Raw genomic sequence first — 14,824 nt, 5'->3', positions numbered from 1 at the left:
TTCTCAGGATTTTAGCGGTAATTATTTGATAATTTCCCCGATATATTTCTGTATTTTACTGATTTGGGAGTTTGTTATGTCATCGGCACAAAATATTGTGGATTTTATTCTTGAACAGATCATGGATGCAGGAACCGTTTCTGCAAAAAAAATGTTCGGGGAATATGCCATCTATTGTAACGAAAAAGTGGTTGCCCTGGTTTGCGATGACCAGTTGTTTGTCAAACCGACCGATGCCGGCAAAGCCTTTGTCGGCAATTATACGGAGGCGCCGCCATACCCTGGCGCAAAATCGTATTTGCTCATTTCAGGGGACATGTGGGAGGATCACGAATGGCTTACAAAACTCATAAAAATAACGGCCTCTGAATTACCGTTACCGAAGAGGAAATCACCCCGTCCACGAAAAGGATAAAGAAGAACCGCCCAACAATTTTCCAATAGAAACATCCTCTTTTAAAAATTGGTTATAAACTAATAACAGGAGGTGTTTTTATGAAAAACACGGTACCATCCTTAAAAAATGACATTATTGATTTGGCTATCGATATCGCTTTGCAAACCTCCTGGGAACGAGTGAGGTTAACGGATATCGCTGAAGCGTTGCATATTAATTTAAATGTGATTCGACAATTTTTTGCCGACAAGGATCAAATCATTGACGCCTGTTTTGACAGGGCTGATGAAAACATGCTCCAGTCCTGTCTGAAGCCGGAATTTCATTCATTACCCACCAGGGAAAAACTGCAGGTGTTACTGATGGCCTGGCTGGGATCGTTTAATGGTTATCAACGTGTTATCCGGCAAATGATCGGCCATAAAATGGAACCAGGCCATCTCCATCTGCAATTACCGGCCATCAAACGTATCAGCCAAACCGTACAATGGTGGCGAGAGGCGGCCGGATTTACGGCTGTTTTTCCCTGCCGTGCTCTGGAAGAGACAGGATTAACAATCATTTATCTCTCAACGTTCGCTTACTGGTTATTTGACCACTCCAGCGACGGGCGCGCTACTCGCCGGTTTTTACAAAAAAAACTGGAGCAAGCCGGCGCCATTGTCCAGTTTTTAAGGTGTCCGTATCATGAGATTCCATAATCCACCGGGTGCGCCCAAGCGTAATGTCAACCCGTTTAAGTGGCTTGGTTTTTTCTATCGTCGTTTGACCGATACATTACCGCAAATACCGGATGATTTTATCATCCCTTCCGAAACCGTGCTTGCCACGATAAAACATGCCGGGGATTCGGACTACATGACCTGGCTGGGGCATAATACGTTACTTACCCGGTTGCAGGGTAAAACCATTCTTACCGATCCGTTCCTGACCGATTACGCGTCTCCCATAGCCGGTATCGGACCAAGACGGTTTGCGCCTCCCGCCTTGACGGTCAGCCAGTTGCCAAAGATCGATGTGTTGCTTGTCAGCCATGATCATTATGATCATCTGGATTTAGCTACGCTGGCTGCCATTGACGGTAAAGAATCCGTTGCTGTGGTGGTGCCATTAAAGATGGGATCATTTTTCAAGCGGTTGGGGTATAAAAAAATTTATGAATTAAACTGGCATCAACGTCGAACCATTGGTGATATTACCATTTGCGCCTTGCCCGCCTACCATTATTCCAAACGTAATATCTTTGTACGTAATACGCGTTTGTGGGCCAATTTTATGATCACGTCGCAAGACAAAAAACTGTTTTTTGACGGCAACACCGCTTATGGCAGTCTTTTCCTGGATTTGGGCCGTGATTATGGGCCGTTTGATTACGCCCTGCTCAGTATTGGTGCGTATGAGCCCCACGCGTTGATGCAGGAAAGTCATACGACCCCTGAGCTTGCGGTCAAAATAGGGCGGGAATTACGAGCTGAAACCATTATTCCCATACATTGGGGGACGATTATCTTGTCCGACGAACCGCCTTTTGCTCCTCCGGAGCGCTTTTACCAGGCGGCACTCGCAGAAGGTTTTTCCAGAGAAAATATCTGGATTATGAAAATAGGCGAAACCAGAATTATGGGGTGATGATGGGTGCAACGCTTTGTTATGTGCCTGAATTCAGATTGAAATGCCAACAAGCATGAAATAAAACTATACTAAATAGAAGTGTTCAATTTCAGAGCCTGAAAATGCAACAACGATTATTTGATAAATTAAGTACGGCGAGTGCCGAGGCATTTAGAAATGATCTTTTCGATGTGCTGGATAAGTATATTGATGATCATGAAGACGATGACATTGCGGACTTTGATTTCTTGCAAACGATTCATATTGATTTGGCCAAGGACAAGCTCAGCCTGGCGGAGATTTTTGAAAAAATTGAATTACACATTACAACAAAGGGTTATGATCAAGTTAATGAGTGTTTTCAAGAACTGTCTGATGTCAAAAGCAATCCCAAATACCAAACGGTTTTTTCAGATGATCATAAAAAAAATTCACAACCTGTTATTCATGAGCCTACAAAAATCAAATTAAGAGGGCAGATCGGTAATTTTGATGATCCAAAGGTGTACAGGGATGACATGGTTCGGCTCATGATGCATGATTTTAGTCAGAAAATTCCCTATAATGGCCGCCTCATTGATGCCGATCCGTTTACCATGCTTCCCTTAAATGAGGAAGAATTGCAGATGGATAGTGAGGAACAGCGAAGAATTGCCCATAGCCGACGTGAAAACGCACTGCTGTTTGCTGAAATTGACCGTGTCATTGCGGAAGATACGTCAGGCCATAACCGAATCCAGATCCTTGTCCGTTCCGGTCCTCACTACACGACACTGGATATTGACAAGAAAAATCGCTCCTGTTTTATTGTTGATGCGGTCGATGATTCAAGTCAATACCGACTTCACCAGATCCCCGATTTCAGCAAGTTGGTTGATAAAGTGTTTTATGTGAAAAGCCCGATGATTCCCAGTGGCAAGAGTGACGAGACTATGAAAGGGGCCTTGCAAAAAGATTCATCCAGCTGTTCGGTGTTTGCCCTGGATCATTCCTTTCAGGTCGCGCTGAATCCCGAGGTGCATCAATGGCTGGAATCAAACGCCGTACCTGGTTCCGAGCAAAGCACGACACTTTACCATGTTACCTGGAATCAACTGCCTCCTGACATGGTGAAAAACGCACAATCGACAACCGTTATCAGGCATTATATGGACAGCAATCCGAATGTTGCCACGCAAGTTATGGCGTTAACAGGTGATAATAAATCAGGGCATGGACTTGTGGATACGAAAGAAACATTTAAATCCGTCATTCATGGGTATTGTGACCAATACAGTGAGGGTGCGTTGCTGGAAATGATGAAAGTAACGACAAGTGTCCCGGAGACAAGCATGAAACATTCCAGTGATGATGTGGGAACAAAAGGCAATACAACCCAAACCTTTAAGGAAAAGTTAAAAGACGTGGTTGTTGATGAAAAGAAAGCGCCGGATAATTTGCCATTTAATCTTGGAAATTGACAAGAGGAGAGCGTCATGAAATTTTTTCTGGATGTGCCGGAGAGAGAATTAGAAAACCGTAGAGGAGGCAGTGTGGCCGAGCATTATGCCTGGTGTTTGTCACAATTGGACAGGCAGTTAAATACGGCAAAAACGACGAATGAAAAACATCAGGCATTGTGTGATTTTAAAGACAACATGAAAAATAACCCTGAGACCAGACCGCTGTTCGAGAATATGGAAAATCAATTTTATACGATGTTAGGCAATCTGACGTCTGATAATGAGTATATATTTAATTGCCTGGCTGGAACAGCGATAGATAATCAGTATCTTAACTATTCAAAATAACAGGTGGAATAGCGCAAACGAGTAACGACCAAACGATCATGACTATTAAAACCATCCTGGATTTCTGGTTTCACCAACTCACTCCCGAGCAATGGTGGAAAAAAGACGCGGCGATTGATCGGGCCATCCGTAACCAATTCGCATCCATCCATCATCAAACCCGGCTGGGAGAGTTGTCGGCCTGGCGTGAGACGGCCGGGGGCTGTCTTGCCGAGGTGATTGTTCTGGATCAATTTTCACGAAATATGTTTCGTGATAGCCCACAGGCATTTGCCTGTGATGGTATGGCGCTGGTTCTGGCTCAGGAAGCCATTCGCCGAGGGTTGAACAAGTCGCTCCCACCCGAGCAGAGAGCCTTTCTGTATTTGCCCTTCATGCACAGCGAATCATTAAAAATACATCAGCAAGCGTTACAATTATTTTCAGAGCCCGGGCTTGAGACAAATCTGGCTTTTGAAAAACAGCATGCCGACATTATTGCGCGTTTCGGTCGTTATCCTCATCGCAATGCTGTTTTAGGCCGGGTATCGAGCGAAGAGGAAAAAGCGTTTTTGCTGCAGCATCCCGGTTTTTAGGAGCCGTGCGCAAAAATTCTTGCCGGTCGAACATTCGGCGGCTATTGTAGTTCTTCAACCAACAATCGTTTTTTGTAGCCCGTCATGAAGGCGTAGCCGCAATGCGGGCTAACTGTGTCAGGCAGCCTGTTATTCGGGCTGTAGCGCAAAAACGCGAAGGCGGTGATTATCCGGATCCAGTGCTGTAAACGTGTAGCCGAAACTCATTTTCACCGGCGGTTGAACGATATTTATCGCCTGCCGCTGCCAGATAGCGTGAAGCTCATCAACCTTGTTGCCTGTGTCCACTTGAAAAGCCAGTTCTGTACCGCCTCCTGAAACCGTTGTCGCCGGTTCAACCGTGTGTCTGGACCACAAGCCGAGTCGTGAACCGGATTTTAATACGAACAGGACAAACGTTGGTGAGGACTCAACCGGTTGATGTCCCAGCAAACGTTCATAAAAACGCGCGCTGACCATCGGATTATCCACATAAAAAATGACTAGATTGGGATCAGATAACATCAGATTCTCCTTAAGTTTTCATAGAGATCAGGAGTTTAGCGGGACTTGCTGACGGTTTTTGTCAGTAGTGGTTACCAGGTTCCGGGATGTTATTGACGGCTCGCCATTGTTTTAAAAGTGTTTGTCGACGTTTGGGATAGCGCGTGTCCAATTTGCGAAGTTCTATAATCCTGTCTGTTCGGAAATGGCGAAAATCCTGCCGCAGTTCGCACCAGGCCACAAGAATTCGCACCTGATCAAAAAAACCGAGCGCCAAAGGCCAGATAATACGCCGGGACTGGTTATCCTTCAGATCCAGATAGTTGAGGTGTAATTTTTGTTCCAGCCGTACGGCTTTTCTGATCGCGACAAGATCCATATCGTTGCTTTTAGCCACTTGTCCCGGCGGGATAAGAAGTCCGGACGATTCAAGCTGATTGCGTAACTCCGCCGGCAGAACGGCTGCGATTTTGGCCAGCGCGTTTTGAGCGGCATGTCGTAGTTGGGAATCGGTTCGATCCGCCACCCAGCGAGCGCCCAGTACGATGGATTCTATTTCATCTTCGGAAAACATCAGGGGGGGCAGTAGAAAACCGGGGCGTAACACATACCCGATACCGGCTTCTCCTTCGATGTCGGCGCCCTGTGCTTGCAATAGGGCAATGTCCCGATATACGGTACGCAGACTGACGCCTAATTCCTGCGCAAGCGATGCGCCGCTGACCGGATAGCGGTGGCGTCGCAATATCTGAATTAAATCCAGCAAACGCTCAGTTCGTGACATGGTGTTCTTTTGCTCAGTGTATTTTGCAGGAATTTTAAACAATTTGTTTCATTAATTACATGGAATACCCGTTATTTGTGTCTATAATTTATTTACTATGGACATAAATAGATCGGAATGGAATCATGACAGATACGAATAAAACGTCAAGAAGTATTTTTCAGCCGGCTTCTCGGCAAATTGCTTATAACTATCTACGCTCCACTATTAACGAAGCGAATATGTTATTAAGCCAATATTTGGCAAGACCATCCATGAACGCCATCATCAACGTTGAAACGGTATTGAAAAACGGGATAGAAAAGACCCGGGTGAATTGGCCTGATAAGTCTGACAAGGCAAACAGTTTACGTGGACAGGCTTATTACATGCTGGCTCTTTGCAAGATGGTCCAGGACTTGGACGATGAATTTTCAATAGATCATTATAACAATGCCCAGATATATTTTGACAGGGCGACGCAATTAGGATGGCACGCTCAGGAAATGGGGGAGATAAGGAGCTTTTTACGAATGGTTAAAGAGGCCTATGAAAAAATGGCTTATTTTGACGAGATAAACGAAGCAAAGGAAATACAATACGAGGACAAGAAAAAAGAAATGCCTCTTCGTGAGGAATATCTTCGCGACATGACGGTACGTCAAAGCTGTAAAATCATGCTCGATAAACATGAAAAAATCCAGCATGAGATGCCGGGATTAATTGACGAATTTCTGAATGCAAATCATACCGGCCAGGCAACAAATCACCGGCCCTGACAATAAACAGGGATTCTCCACGGCGTCCATCAACCTGTAACGACAGGAAAAAAACATGGCGTCACTCGGTTCATTCGTCAGAATGCGATATTGCTCAACGTTGCGGGGCTTTCCCTCTTAATCCCCAAAGCAGGATCCCGCACACCGTCACGATGGCAACAGACAGCGAAATGAGACCGAATTTGATAAGAATTTCCTGCCAGGGCAGGCCATGATAATCGCCGCCGGCGAGAGGCATCATGTCGGCCCCGGCTCCCCATATTCCGGCAAGCAATGTCGCGGCCCAATTGGTGTAGGCGGCAAACAGGGCAAGTGTGCCGGTCCAGCCAAGGATGCGGCCGGTGAGGCGCAGGTGGGGCCATATTATACCCAACAGGATTAAAAACATACCATTCATCAGCCCTTCAAGGTGACTGGAAAGTCCCATGCGGGGATTTTTCATAAACGGCGTTGCGAAGCCGGTGATTAACCCAAGTAAAAACAGCAGTACGCCAAACCACAATAATTTTCGGTTTAAGGGGCTTTCAGTGACAGTAGCCAATTTTGTTCCTTCGTAGAATTGACAGGTTAACGGTATTACCAGGATTTATCCGGTAATCGTCGATCCTGTCAACTGTTTCCATATCGTTTGCATATCGACAAACGCCCAGTATTGCCGGATCTTCCCATGCCTTAATTGATAAATGGTAACGCCTGAGTAATGAATGGTGTGGTTGGATGGCGGGTAGCCTGAAAAATCACCCTGATGCACGCCCTCGGCATGCCAGCGGCTTACGACTTTGTCTTCCTCACAGATAAAATCATCCCAGAATACCTTAAGATCAGGAAATCCGGTGTACCATTGGCGAATAATTTCTTTCATTCGTTCCGTGCCTTGTGTGGACGCAACCGGGCTATGAATGAGGGCTTCCCGGTCAAAGAATGTGTCAATGACATTGAGGTTTTTTTCATCCCAGAGTGCGTACTGAAATTGTCTGATAATTTCCAGATTGGTCATAATAGTTCCGGTGATTGACTGTCCATAAACGATATCGTGTTTTTTTATCAGGTAAACGCTTTTTCAGACGAAAAAACGATAAAAATTCTAGCAAAATGCGTAGGCTCTGTGAACCAAAATTTTCACAGTTGCAAATGCGGGTAATTGGCGCCATTATCCATATTTTCGCTTTGCGAAAAAATTGGTGCACAGAGCCTGGGATGGTTCAAATTGTAGATAAAAATTTCAAGACAGGATCACGGTTTGATGAGGACACGCCCTATAATAGGGCAAACGATGTCATCTCGGGCAAGGCCTGCCAGGTAACTATTTAAAAGGATTTTTTATGATTTGGATCAGTAAAGCTCATTTGTGGATGGCGTTCATCGCGACGTTCATTCTTATAATATCCCATTATCTTAGCCCGTGGTTTGCCAGTCATCTTCCGGAACAAGGCAGATCGTTCGTCTCTTTTGCCGGTGGGACGGCCGTAGCGTATGTTTTTTTGCATATGTTGCCTGATCTGGTCGAATATAATGAGCCGATCGGCCGATTTTTAATAAAAAGTGAGTGGCTGACGCCCTTCGCGGAATTAATGATATATGTAGCCGCCCTCTTTGGGTTTTTAATTTATTATGGGCTGGAAATTAAGGCTGAAAACGCCAAAGCTGCCGCGACCAGAAACAGGTTAACGTATGCCCTGCATCTTGCCATGTTTTGCCTTTACAATTTTCTTATCACCTATACGATGTCTTTGCGGGTTCAAACCAGTATCAATGCGGCAATATTGTTTACATTTTCCATGGCGTTGCATTTTGTGCTGACCGATCGCAAGTTCTCGCGCTTGTTCGCGGGACAATTCAATCATCTCGGTCGTTTTATCCTGATTCTTTTTCTGCTGATTGGTTGGCTTTGCTCGGTTTTTTTTGAGCCGGTCAATGTCGTTGTTGCGGCGTTTATGCTCGCTTTTCTCGCGGGCTCCGTATTATTGAATGTGTTTCGGGAAGAGTTGCCTTCGGCCGGATTAGTGAGTTATTGCTGGTTTTCCGGCGGGGTTGGAATAATTACCGTTATGTTACTGTTGCAGGCCTGGAGTCAGACCTGCTTCGGATAATTCCATACACCGCGTTAAAATTTGCCGGGTGACGGGAGTTGAATATCCGTTTCCTCGTGTTTTCCACGTGTTTTGGGTGGCGAAGAGGAAGGCGAGGGAGTCCGGGAAGAAAACGGAGAAGTAAATATCCCGCTTACTTTTTGCGCACCCCGTTTCATGGTTCGCAAGATTTTACTATCCTGTTTTATCCGGTTGGGCTCGGTAATGTGTAAATAATTAATAGTTATATGGTCGCTCTTGTTGTGGGCGCGTTTTTGTTTAATGATTTGAACATTGCTTATGACCTCCGGATTGTCGTCTACAACCAGGATATTTTTAAAACGGCCAAGGTTAGCAAGCATGTGTTCAAGCATGATAGCCTTCGAGTGGGTGTATCCTTTACTATTGGTGAGTATTTCCGCTAACGTTTTTGTGAGCTGGCTTTGAATGAGAAAGGTATTTTTCGTTTCAGGCAGAGGTTTGTCTACGGCTTTAAAAGCACAACCGGGCAGGTTGTTTTTATTTTGATAAAAGCCGGGCTCAGTCTCCATAATTGCCTTATGGGCTTGCGGATATTTTGCGGCGATTTTTTGCAGAAAGGGGTTTTCTTCACTGATTTCGTGGCGTTGTTTTCCCTTGAAGCTTTTGAAAATGTCCATGTCCGATGGCTGATCCTGCTTTGATTCGGCAGTCATGTTCCAGAAGAGATCATTCGGCGTGATGACATCGTGAACAATAAAATCGAGTACTTCAAGCAAAAGAACCAACGCCTGTCTTTCCTGGATATCCTCGTCTTTAAATGTCATATCGGTAAACAAACTGACGTGTCTGATTTTTTTCTGTGTCAGGTAATCCAGCAGGGAAAAATTGAGCATGTCCGCCAGTTTTTTCATGGCGGCTTTCATATCGTCGGAAATCGTCCTGTTCTCATCAATTTTGAGTTTCAGAGCAGCAATTCGGGATGCACGCGCATCATCAAGTACAAAATCCGAGGCCTGAAACAATAAGCTGTGATCAATATCCAGTAAGCCCAGCGTACTCTCGTCGTTTCCACCCGCCATGTATACACTCCAACCATTGTTATGACTAATTATTGTACATTCGTAATCTTAAGGTTTTCTTAATTGCAGTGAGACATCGGTAAAAACTTTAGGCACAGAGCCCGGGTTGTGTGAACCTGAACTCTGTGCACTTTGCTGACGGGTTGTTTTGGTGTCCGGCACCGATACGGTTGTGATTCCGCTTTTCTTGCCGGATTTTAAGGTTTGGCTGCTAACGGTAATCCGGATTGGGAAAATCGAAACGGCATCCGGCATCCCACTTGGAGCGCTGGTTACCGTGCGCCGGTAAGCCTCCGGCATCTTTTAACAGACGGGCCATGTGCATCAGGTTCCAGGTCATGAACGTGGTGTTGCGATTGGTGAAATCGTTTTCAGGGCCTCCTGAATCCTTATCCAGATAAGAAGGGCCGGGACCTGCTTCACCAATCCAGGCGGCATCGGCCTGGGGTGGTATCGTATAGCCTAAATGCTGCAGGGAATATAAAATATTCATGGCACAATGTTTGGCGCCGTCTTCATTTCCGGTGATAAGACATCCACCGACACGACCGTAATAACTGTATTGCCCTTTATCATTTAACAGCCCGGAATTACCATACAAGCGCTCAATGACCTTGGTACACACGGATGATTTTTCGCCCAGCCAGATCGGGGAGGTCAGCACTAGAATATCAGCGGCCATGACTTTTTTATAAAGGGCGGGCCAGTCGTCCTTTTCCCAGCCGTGTTCCGTCATGTCGGGATACACGCCATTGGCTATGTCAAAATCCACGGCCCGGATTTCGTCAACCGTCATTTTTTGACTTTCCATAATAGCGCGGGAAATGCGCACCAGTCCGTCTGTGTGAGATAACTCCGGAGAGCGTTTTAAAGTGCAGTTGATAAACAGGGCCTTGAGATCGGAGTAATCCTTCTTCCAGCTGCCGCACATCTCTGTTTGTTTTTTATTTAACACGTTATTCATAAATATCCTTATTTTTTTATCGGCTTGAGAGCCATTTTAATCAATATGTCGGTTCCGTACAAAGATAAATCGTAACAAACTATTTCTTTTCATGGTGTTAATTGCCATGATAGAAAAATGACAATATTCCATGACATGGATAAAACGGTGCCAAGCCGGTTGCGCAGACAACATAAAAAAATAATATCATTCATCGTCCTTGTGTCTTGTTTGTCCGCCTGTACCTTGTCGCTGGACAAAAAACAGATCCAGCAACACGTGAGCAAGGTTCCGGCCATGGATCGCTCCGTCAAATCGTATCTGCAAGGATCATCGGCTATGAAGTCCGGCTCCTGGCCGAAGGAGCAATGGTGGGAGTCGTTGCAATTGCCGCAACTCAACGCGCTGGTCGCAGCCGGGCTAAAAGCCAATCCTGATTTAAACGCGTTGCGTGCCCGCCTCAATGCGGCGATTGAAGAAAGCAAAATAAGACGAGCTGAGCGAAGCCCCTGGGTACGGTTCCATGCAAAAACCAATGAGCAATACCGCAGTAAAAACGGGTTGTATCGCGCGTTAAATCCCAATATTCCTCTAGACGGCCATGAGGTTGATTTTAACGTTTCTTTCAATTACGAATTTGATTTCTGGGGCAAATACTATAACCGTTTTCAGGAAGCGGTCGGTTATAAAAAAGCGAAAGAAGCGGAGCTGGCAGAGGCACGTTTGCTAACGGCCGTCAGTATCAGCGAATACTACCTGAAATATCAGGCCGCGGTGAGTAAATTGGCTTTGTCTCAACGCTTGCGGTTGATTTTGCAAAAGGAAGAAGCTCTTCAGACAATTTTACTGAATAAAAATCTGGATTCCGAATTTCCGGTGCTTGATACCCGGCTGCAAAAGGAATCTGTCGGGCAGATCATCGCTGATCTACGCACGGAACGGTTACGTTATCAGCATGTTATCAACCGGATGCTTGCCCGTGATCCGGAGCAACCGATTGCGGCCGTCCGCAATTTCAAGCCGTTACCTCGTCGCCTTGATGTGCCGAAAAATATCGAGTTAAACCTGGTGTCCAGACGGCCGGATTTGATGGCCAGAATATGGGAAGCCCAGGCTCGCGCCAATCGGGTAGGGGCTGCCATGGCGGATTTTTATCCCAACATTAACCTGATTGGTCTGGCAGGTATGGAAAGCGTGGCCTGGCAAAAGCTTCTGGAACTGTCCAGCGTCACGGCGTTATTAAGGCCCGCAGTGTCACTGCCCTTGTATACCGCCGGTGCTATTCGGGCGAACGTGCGTAAAAATTATGCGCAATTTAATGAGGCCGTATTTGCGTACAACGCGGCTTTGTTTGCAGCGGTGAGTGAGGTTATGGACAGTTTGGCACAAATGCGATCCAGCCACACATCCTTTCTACTGGAACAGAAGAAACTGGCGGCTGCCGGGAATGAGTTGCGTTTGTCAAAAATACGTCAGAACGCAGGCATTGATAACCAGCTGCAAATCTATTTCTTTGAAAAAAAACTCATCGGGAATAAAATAGGGAATGTCGATAAAAATCTGGCGCAGTATCTGGCCGCATTACGATTGATCCTGTCACTTGGCGGCGGGTATTGTAATCAGGACATCCCGATAAAGAAGGAAACATGATGTCACGGAAAGGATACATCATACTCGCATCAGGAATCCTCATCGCCTTTCTTTTTTTTGGTGTCTGGCTTTTATACCGAAGCTGGTTTCCCTATACGGCTGACGCGTATGTTGAAGGCAATCCTGTGGTTATTAACAGCCTTCGTGAGGGCGTGGTCACCAGGATAAGAACGGACGACAGTTTTCCGGTGACGCAGTTTGATACGGTTGTGGAACTCAATCACACGGATGTCGATATACGGTTTGCCGAAGCGAGGGAGCAATTGGCTCTGGAAACGCGGAGAATTTGTGAAGCGTTTCATCGTGTGTTTCGTCTGGCGGCGGAGGTTCGGGAAAAAGAAGCGCTTTCTGCCAAGGCTGCCGTTAATTTCAATAACCGCAAGGCGGCTGTCACGTCACGAGCCATTTCCAGGGAGGAATTCCAGTTTGCCCGGGATGACTTGCTGGCGGCGCAATCAGCACTTCTGGCCAGAAAAAAAGCGCTGGAAGAGGCGTATGCTTTTGTCCAGGGGCAATCCATCTCCAATCATCCCGGCGTTGAAGCTGCGGCCTGGGCTTTTCGTGACGCATGGGTGCAGCGTTACCGCAGCAATATCCGTGCGCCTGTCAGTGGCCTTATCGCCAACCGCAAGGTTCAGGTCGGTATGACCGTTCGCCCGAATTTGCCTTTAATGAGTGTTATTCCGCTCGATCAGATCTGGGTCAACGCGAATTTTAAGGAAACGGCCATGAAGCATCTTCGTATCGGTCAACGCGCCACGGTCTGGTCGGACTATTATGGTTCAGGGGTAAAATATCATGGCACCGTGGTCGGATTGCCGGGGGCGGCCGGGGATGTTTTTTCGCTGTTGCCCACTCAGAATCTGTCCGGAAACTGGATCAAAATAGTGCAACGTTTACCTGTTCGCATTGCGTTGAATGCCGACGAACTGGAAAAACATCCCTTGCGGCTTGGATTATCCATGCACGTCACCGTGAATGCTACCGGCTCAGGTTCCCTGTTGCCGGCTAAAGGCGACAAGTCGCCCGGATATAGCACCTCGGTGTTTGATAAAGAGGAACTCGGCGTACAAGCCGTTATTCAAAAAATCATTCAGGCCAATATGGATCCCGATCTTGCCCGGTATTTTACCAAACCGCTTGACGTCGCCGTTGTCAAACCAGCATCCCGGGCTGCCGCATGAATTTTATTATCATGCTGATGTCGCTTTTTCTGGTGGTGTTTAACCTGACGCTGCCTCTGATGGCGGGCATTTATATTGTGGGCGAGTTGGGAGGTAATGGCTCCGTTGTCATTTACGCGGTGAGTCTTTATTGCCTTGGCAATGTGATAACCTTGCCTTTGGGCAGGGAGGGTACGTTTTCGCTGGGCGATCAGCAATTATATTGCATTTGCTTTGCCATTATGGCGTTTGCATCCCTCGGTTGTGCCTGGTCTGGCGATTATTTCGTTTTTTTGCTGTTTCGTTTTGTGGAAGGTCTGGCGGGTGGGCCGCTTTATCTGATACTCACGCGCAAGCTGATTCCCCTGTACGCGCCGAAATCTCCGGATTTTCCCCTGCTGCCCATATTATTGACCTTTTTTGCCTGTACGCCGGTGATTGGCGCCAGTTGGGGGGGCTGGATTGCCTATGTTTACCACTGGCGGTTTCTTTTTTATTCCAACACGTTGGTGTTGTTTTCTTTGATGTTTTACATCGGATATCTGCAAATTCCGGCGACTGGCTCAAGACCTGGCCGCTTTCCCGAGCCGCTGACGTTCTTCTTTTATGCCGCTGGATTCTTTTGTCTGGGAGTAGCACTGACTACGGGCCAGGAACTGGACTGGTTTCGCTCCACCGTTTTTTCAACCCTGTTCGTCATTGGCATGGTGTCGTTTATCGCGTTTCTTGTTCTCAATAGCATACACCATCAAACGGTTATTAACCTGTCGCTGTTCAAAAACGTCTATTTTTGCCTTTGGACGCTGAATGTCGTATTCATTTTTTCGGCTTATTTCGGTATGGTGATTTTATTCTCATTATGGTTAAAACTATACGTCAATTATACGCCCAACTGGATTGCCGTTCTGTTGCTTGGCATGGCCATCGGTGCCTTTATTCCCATCTATCTCAGCGTACGTCGTTTTGATCCGCGCTGGCCGCTGTTGGTTGCCTTATTCATACTCACCGCATCCAGTTATTACACGTCCACCTTTAACGAGGAAATTAATTTTGGTCGACTGATGATATCCCGTCTGGCCGCAGGCGTTGGCCTGGCCTTGTTTTTGCCGCCGTTGTTTCGTCTAACCGTGAATGTTCACCCGGAGCACAGTGAGGACAGCATTACCTTGTTTCACGTAGTTCGCATATTCGCTTGTGGTGTGGGGGCGTCGCTGTATGCCATCCTGTGGCAACGCCGGCAGGTTTTTTATCACGAGCGGTTTGGAGAGTATCTGACGTCTTTTACCCTGACAGGCAATGAATTCGCCTATCGAATATTACCTGAGAATCTGAGTGACTCCGAAAAGATTGTCAAATTAAACGAAATACTGGCGCAGCAGTCCACCGCCTTTGCGCTTGATGACTGTTTTATTCTGATGACCTGGATTCTCGCCGGATTAATACTGATGATTGTGCTTACCTTTTTTCACCGTAAGGAGATTGCTTTCAAATAACTAGGCTCTGGTTTTTTGCAACTGTAATGGGTTCACTCATTCACGAA

The 14,824-nt window shown here is 46.4% G+C and carries 17 protein-coding genes; 11 read left to right on the top strand and 6 right to left on the bottom strand.

Annotation, left to right across the window (positions count from 1 at the left end; all coding sequences use genetic code 11):
* The first annotated feature begins 76 nt into the window (after positions 1-76).
* The 6 genes from CKW05_RS12025 to CKW05_RS12000 all read left to right on the top strand — a co-directional run bounded on the left by CKW05_RS12025 (position 77) and on the right by CKW05_RS12000 (position 4,373).
* Positions 77-415: a TfoX/Sxy family protein gene (locus CKW05_RS12025; protein ID WP_058484803.1), complete on the top strand. Its 339-nt coding sequence runs from the start codon at positions 77-79 to the stop codon at positions 413-415.
* Positions 416-495: 80 nt separating this feature from the next.
* Positions 496-1,098 carry a TetR/AcrR family transcriptional regulator gene (locus CKW05_RS12020; protein WP_058484696.1) on the top strand — a complete coding sequence of 201 codons (603 nt, stop codon included), beginning with the start codon at positions 496-498 and terminating at the stop codon, positions 1,096-1,098.
* A complete protein-coding gene (locus CKW05_RS12015) occupies positions 1,085-2,026 on the top strand; it encodes an MBL fold metallo-hydrolase (RefSeq protein ID WP_058484695.1) in 942 nt (313 codons plus the stop codon). Before CKW05_RS12020 ends, CKW05_RS12015 begins: the two co-directional genes overlap by 14 nt.
* Before the next feature lie 104 nt (positions 2,027-2,130).
* Complete coding sequence (locus tag CKW05_RS12010; RefSeq protein ID WP_058484694.1) at positions 2,131-3,468, top strand: YopJ family acetyltransferase; 1,338 nt, start codon at positions 2,131-2,133, stop codon at positions 3,466-3,468.
* A 15-nt stretch (positions 3,469-3,483) separates the two neighbouring features.
* Positions 3,484-3,798 (top strand): hypothetical protein, encoded by a 315-nt coding sequence (locus CKW05_RS12005; RefSeq protein ID WP_058484693.1) that lies wholly within the window; start codon positions 3,484-3,486, stop codon positions 3,796-3,798.
* A 38-nt stretch (positions 3,799-3,836) separates the two neighbouring features.
* The gene (locus tag CKW05_RS12000) at positions 3,837-4,373 is read left to right on the top strand and encodes a DUF924 family protein (protein ID WP_058484692.1); all 537 of its coding nucleotides are present in this window, start codon (positions 3,837-3,839) and stop codon (positions 4,371-4,373) included.
* Positions 4,374-4,502: 129 nt separating this feature from the next.
* Here the strand turns inward: CKW05_RS12000 and CKW05_RS11995 are convergent, their stop codons facing one another.
* Both CKW05_RS11995 and CKW05_RS11990 read right to left on the bottom strand, forming a co-directional pair.
* Entirely contained in the window at positions 4,503-4,877 is a 375-nt protein-coding gene (locus CKW05_RS11995; RefSeq protein WP_058484691.1) for a VOC family protein, read from the bottom strand.
* Positions 4,878-4,938: 61 nt separating this feature from the next.
* Positions 4,939-5,640, bottom strand: a complete 702-nt coding sequence (locus tag CKW05_RS11990) for a helix-turn-helix transcriptional regulator (protein WP_058484690.1) — start codon at positions 5,638-5,640, stop codon at positions 4,939-4,941.
* Between the two features lie 125 nt (positions 5,641-5,765).
* Here CKW05_RS11990 and CKW05_RS11985 point away from each other — a divergent pair, with 125 nt between their 5' ends.
* Complete coding sequence (locus tag CKW05_RS11985; RefSeq protein ID WP_058484689.1) at positions 5,766-6,398, top strand: hypothetical protein; 633 nt, start codon at positions 5,766-5,768, stop codon at positions 6,396-6,398.
* 94 nt (positions 6,399-6,492) lie between these two features.
* Here CKW05_RS11985 and CKW05_RS11980 read toward each other — a convergent pair whose 3' ends face one another.
* Both CKW05_RS11980 and CKW05_RS11975 read right to left on the bottom strand, forming a co-directional pair.
* Positions 6,493-6,939: a hypothetical protein gene (locus CKW05_RS11980; RefSeq protein ID WP_197697343.1), complete on the bottom strand. Its 447-nt coding sequence runs from the start codon at positions 6,937-6,939 to the stop codon at positions 6,493-6,495.
* Positions 6,940-6,984: 45 nt separating this feature from the next.
* On the bottom strand, positions 6,985-7,395 hold the full coding sequence (locus CKW05_RS11975; protein WP_058484688.1) for an ester cyclase: 411 nt from the start codon (positions 7,393-7,395) through the stop codon (positions 6,985-6,987).
* A gap of 325 nt (positions 7,396-7,720) precedes the next feature.
* On the opposite strand from CKW05_RS11975, the gene CKW05_RS11970 reads away from it, so the two are divergent.
* Positions 7,721-8,488, top strand: a complete 768-nt coding sequence (locus CKW05_RS11970; protein WP_058484687.1) for a hypothetical protein — start codon at positions 7,721-7,723, stop codon at positions 8,486-8,488.
* A gap of 14 nt (positions 8,489-8,502) precedes the next feature.
* Here CKW05_RS11970 and CKW05_RS11965 read toward each other — a convergent pair whose 3' ends face one another.
* A complete protein-coding gene (locus tag CKW05_RS11965) occupies positions 8,503-9,528 on the bottom strand; it encodes a hypothetical protein (protein WP_058484686.1) in 1,026 nt (341 codons plus the stop codon).
* Positions 9,529-9,739: 211 nt separating this feature from the next.
* On the bottom strand, positions 9,740-10,492 hold the full coding sequence (locus CKW05_RS11960) for a flavodoxin family protein (protein WP_058484685.1): 753 nt from the start codon (positions 10,490-10,492) through the stop codon (positions 9,740-9,742).
* Positions 10,493-10,609: 117 nt separating this feature from the next.
* Here CKW05_RS11960 and CKW05_RS11955 point away from each other — a divergent pair, with 117 nt between their 5' ends.
* The 3 genes from CKW05_RS11955 to CKW05_RS11945 are packed head-to-tail and all read left to right on the top strand — an operon-like array spanning position 10,610 to position 14,777.
* Positions 10,610-12,121, top strand: coding sequence for an efflux transporter outer membrane subunit (locus CKW05_RS11955; protein WP_058484684.1), 1,512 nt, complete (start codon positions 10,610-10,612; stop codon positions 12,119-12,121).
* Positions 12,118-13,305: an HlyD family secretion protein gene (locus CKW05_RS11950; protein ID WP_058484683.1), complete on the top strand. Its 1,188-nt coding sequence runs from the start codon at positions 12,118-12,120 to the stop codon at positions 13,303-13,305. Before CKW05_RS11955 ends, CKW05_RS11950 begins: the two co-directional genes overlap by 4 nt.
* Positions 13,302-14,777: an MFS transporter gene (locus CKW05_RS11945; RefSeq protein ID WP_058484682.1), complete on the top strand. Its 1,476-nt coding sequence runs from the start codon at positions 13,302-13,304 to the stop codon at positions 14,775-14,777. The genes CKW05_RS11950 and CKW05_RS11945 overlap by 4 nt, the downstream gene beginning before the upstream one ends.
* The last annotated feature ends 47 nt before the right edge of the window (positions 14,778-14,824 follow it).

It is taken from the genome of Legionella spiritensis, from assembly GCF_900186965.1.
GTDB lineage: Bacteria > Pseudomonadota > Gammaproteobacteria > Legionellales > Legionellaceae > Legionella_C > Legionella_C spiritensis.
Note: the sequence above shows the minus strand (reverse complement) of the source record. Positions and strands in the feature narration are given on the sequence as shown.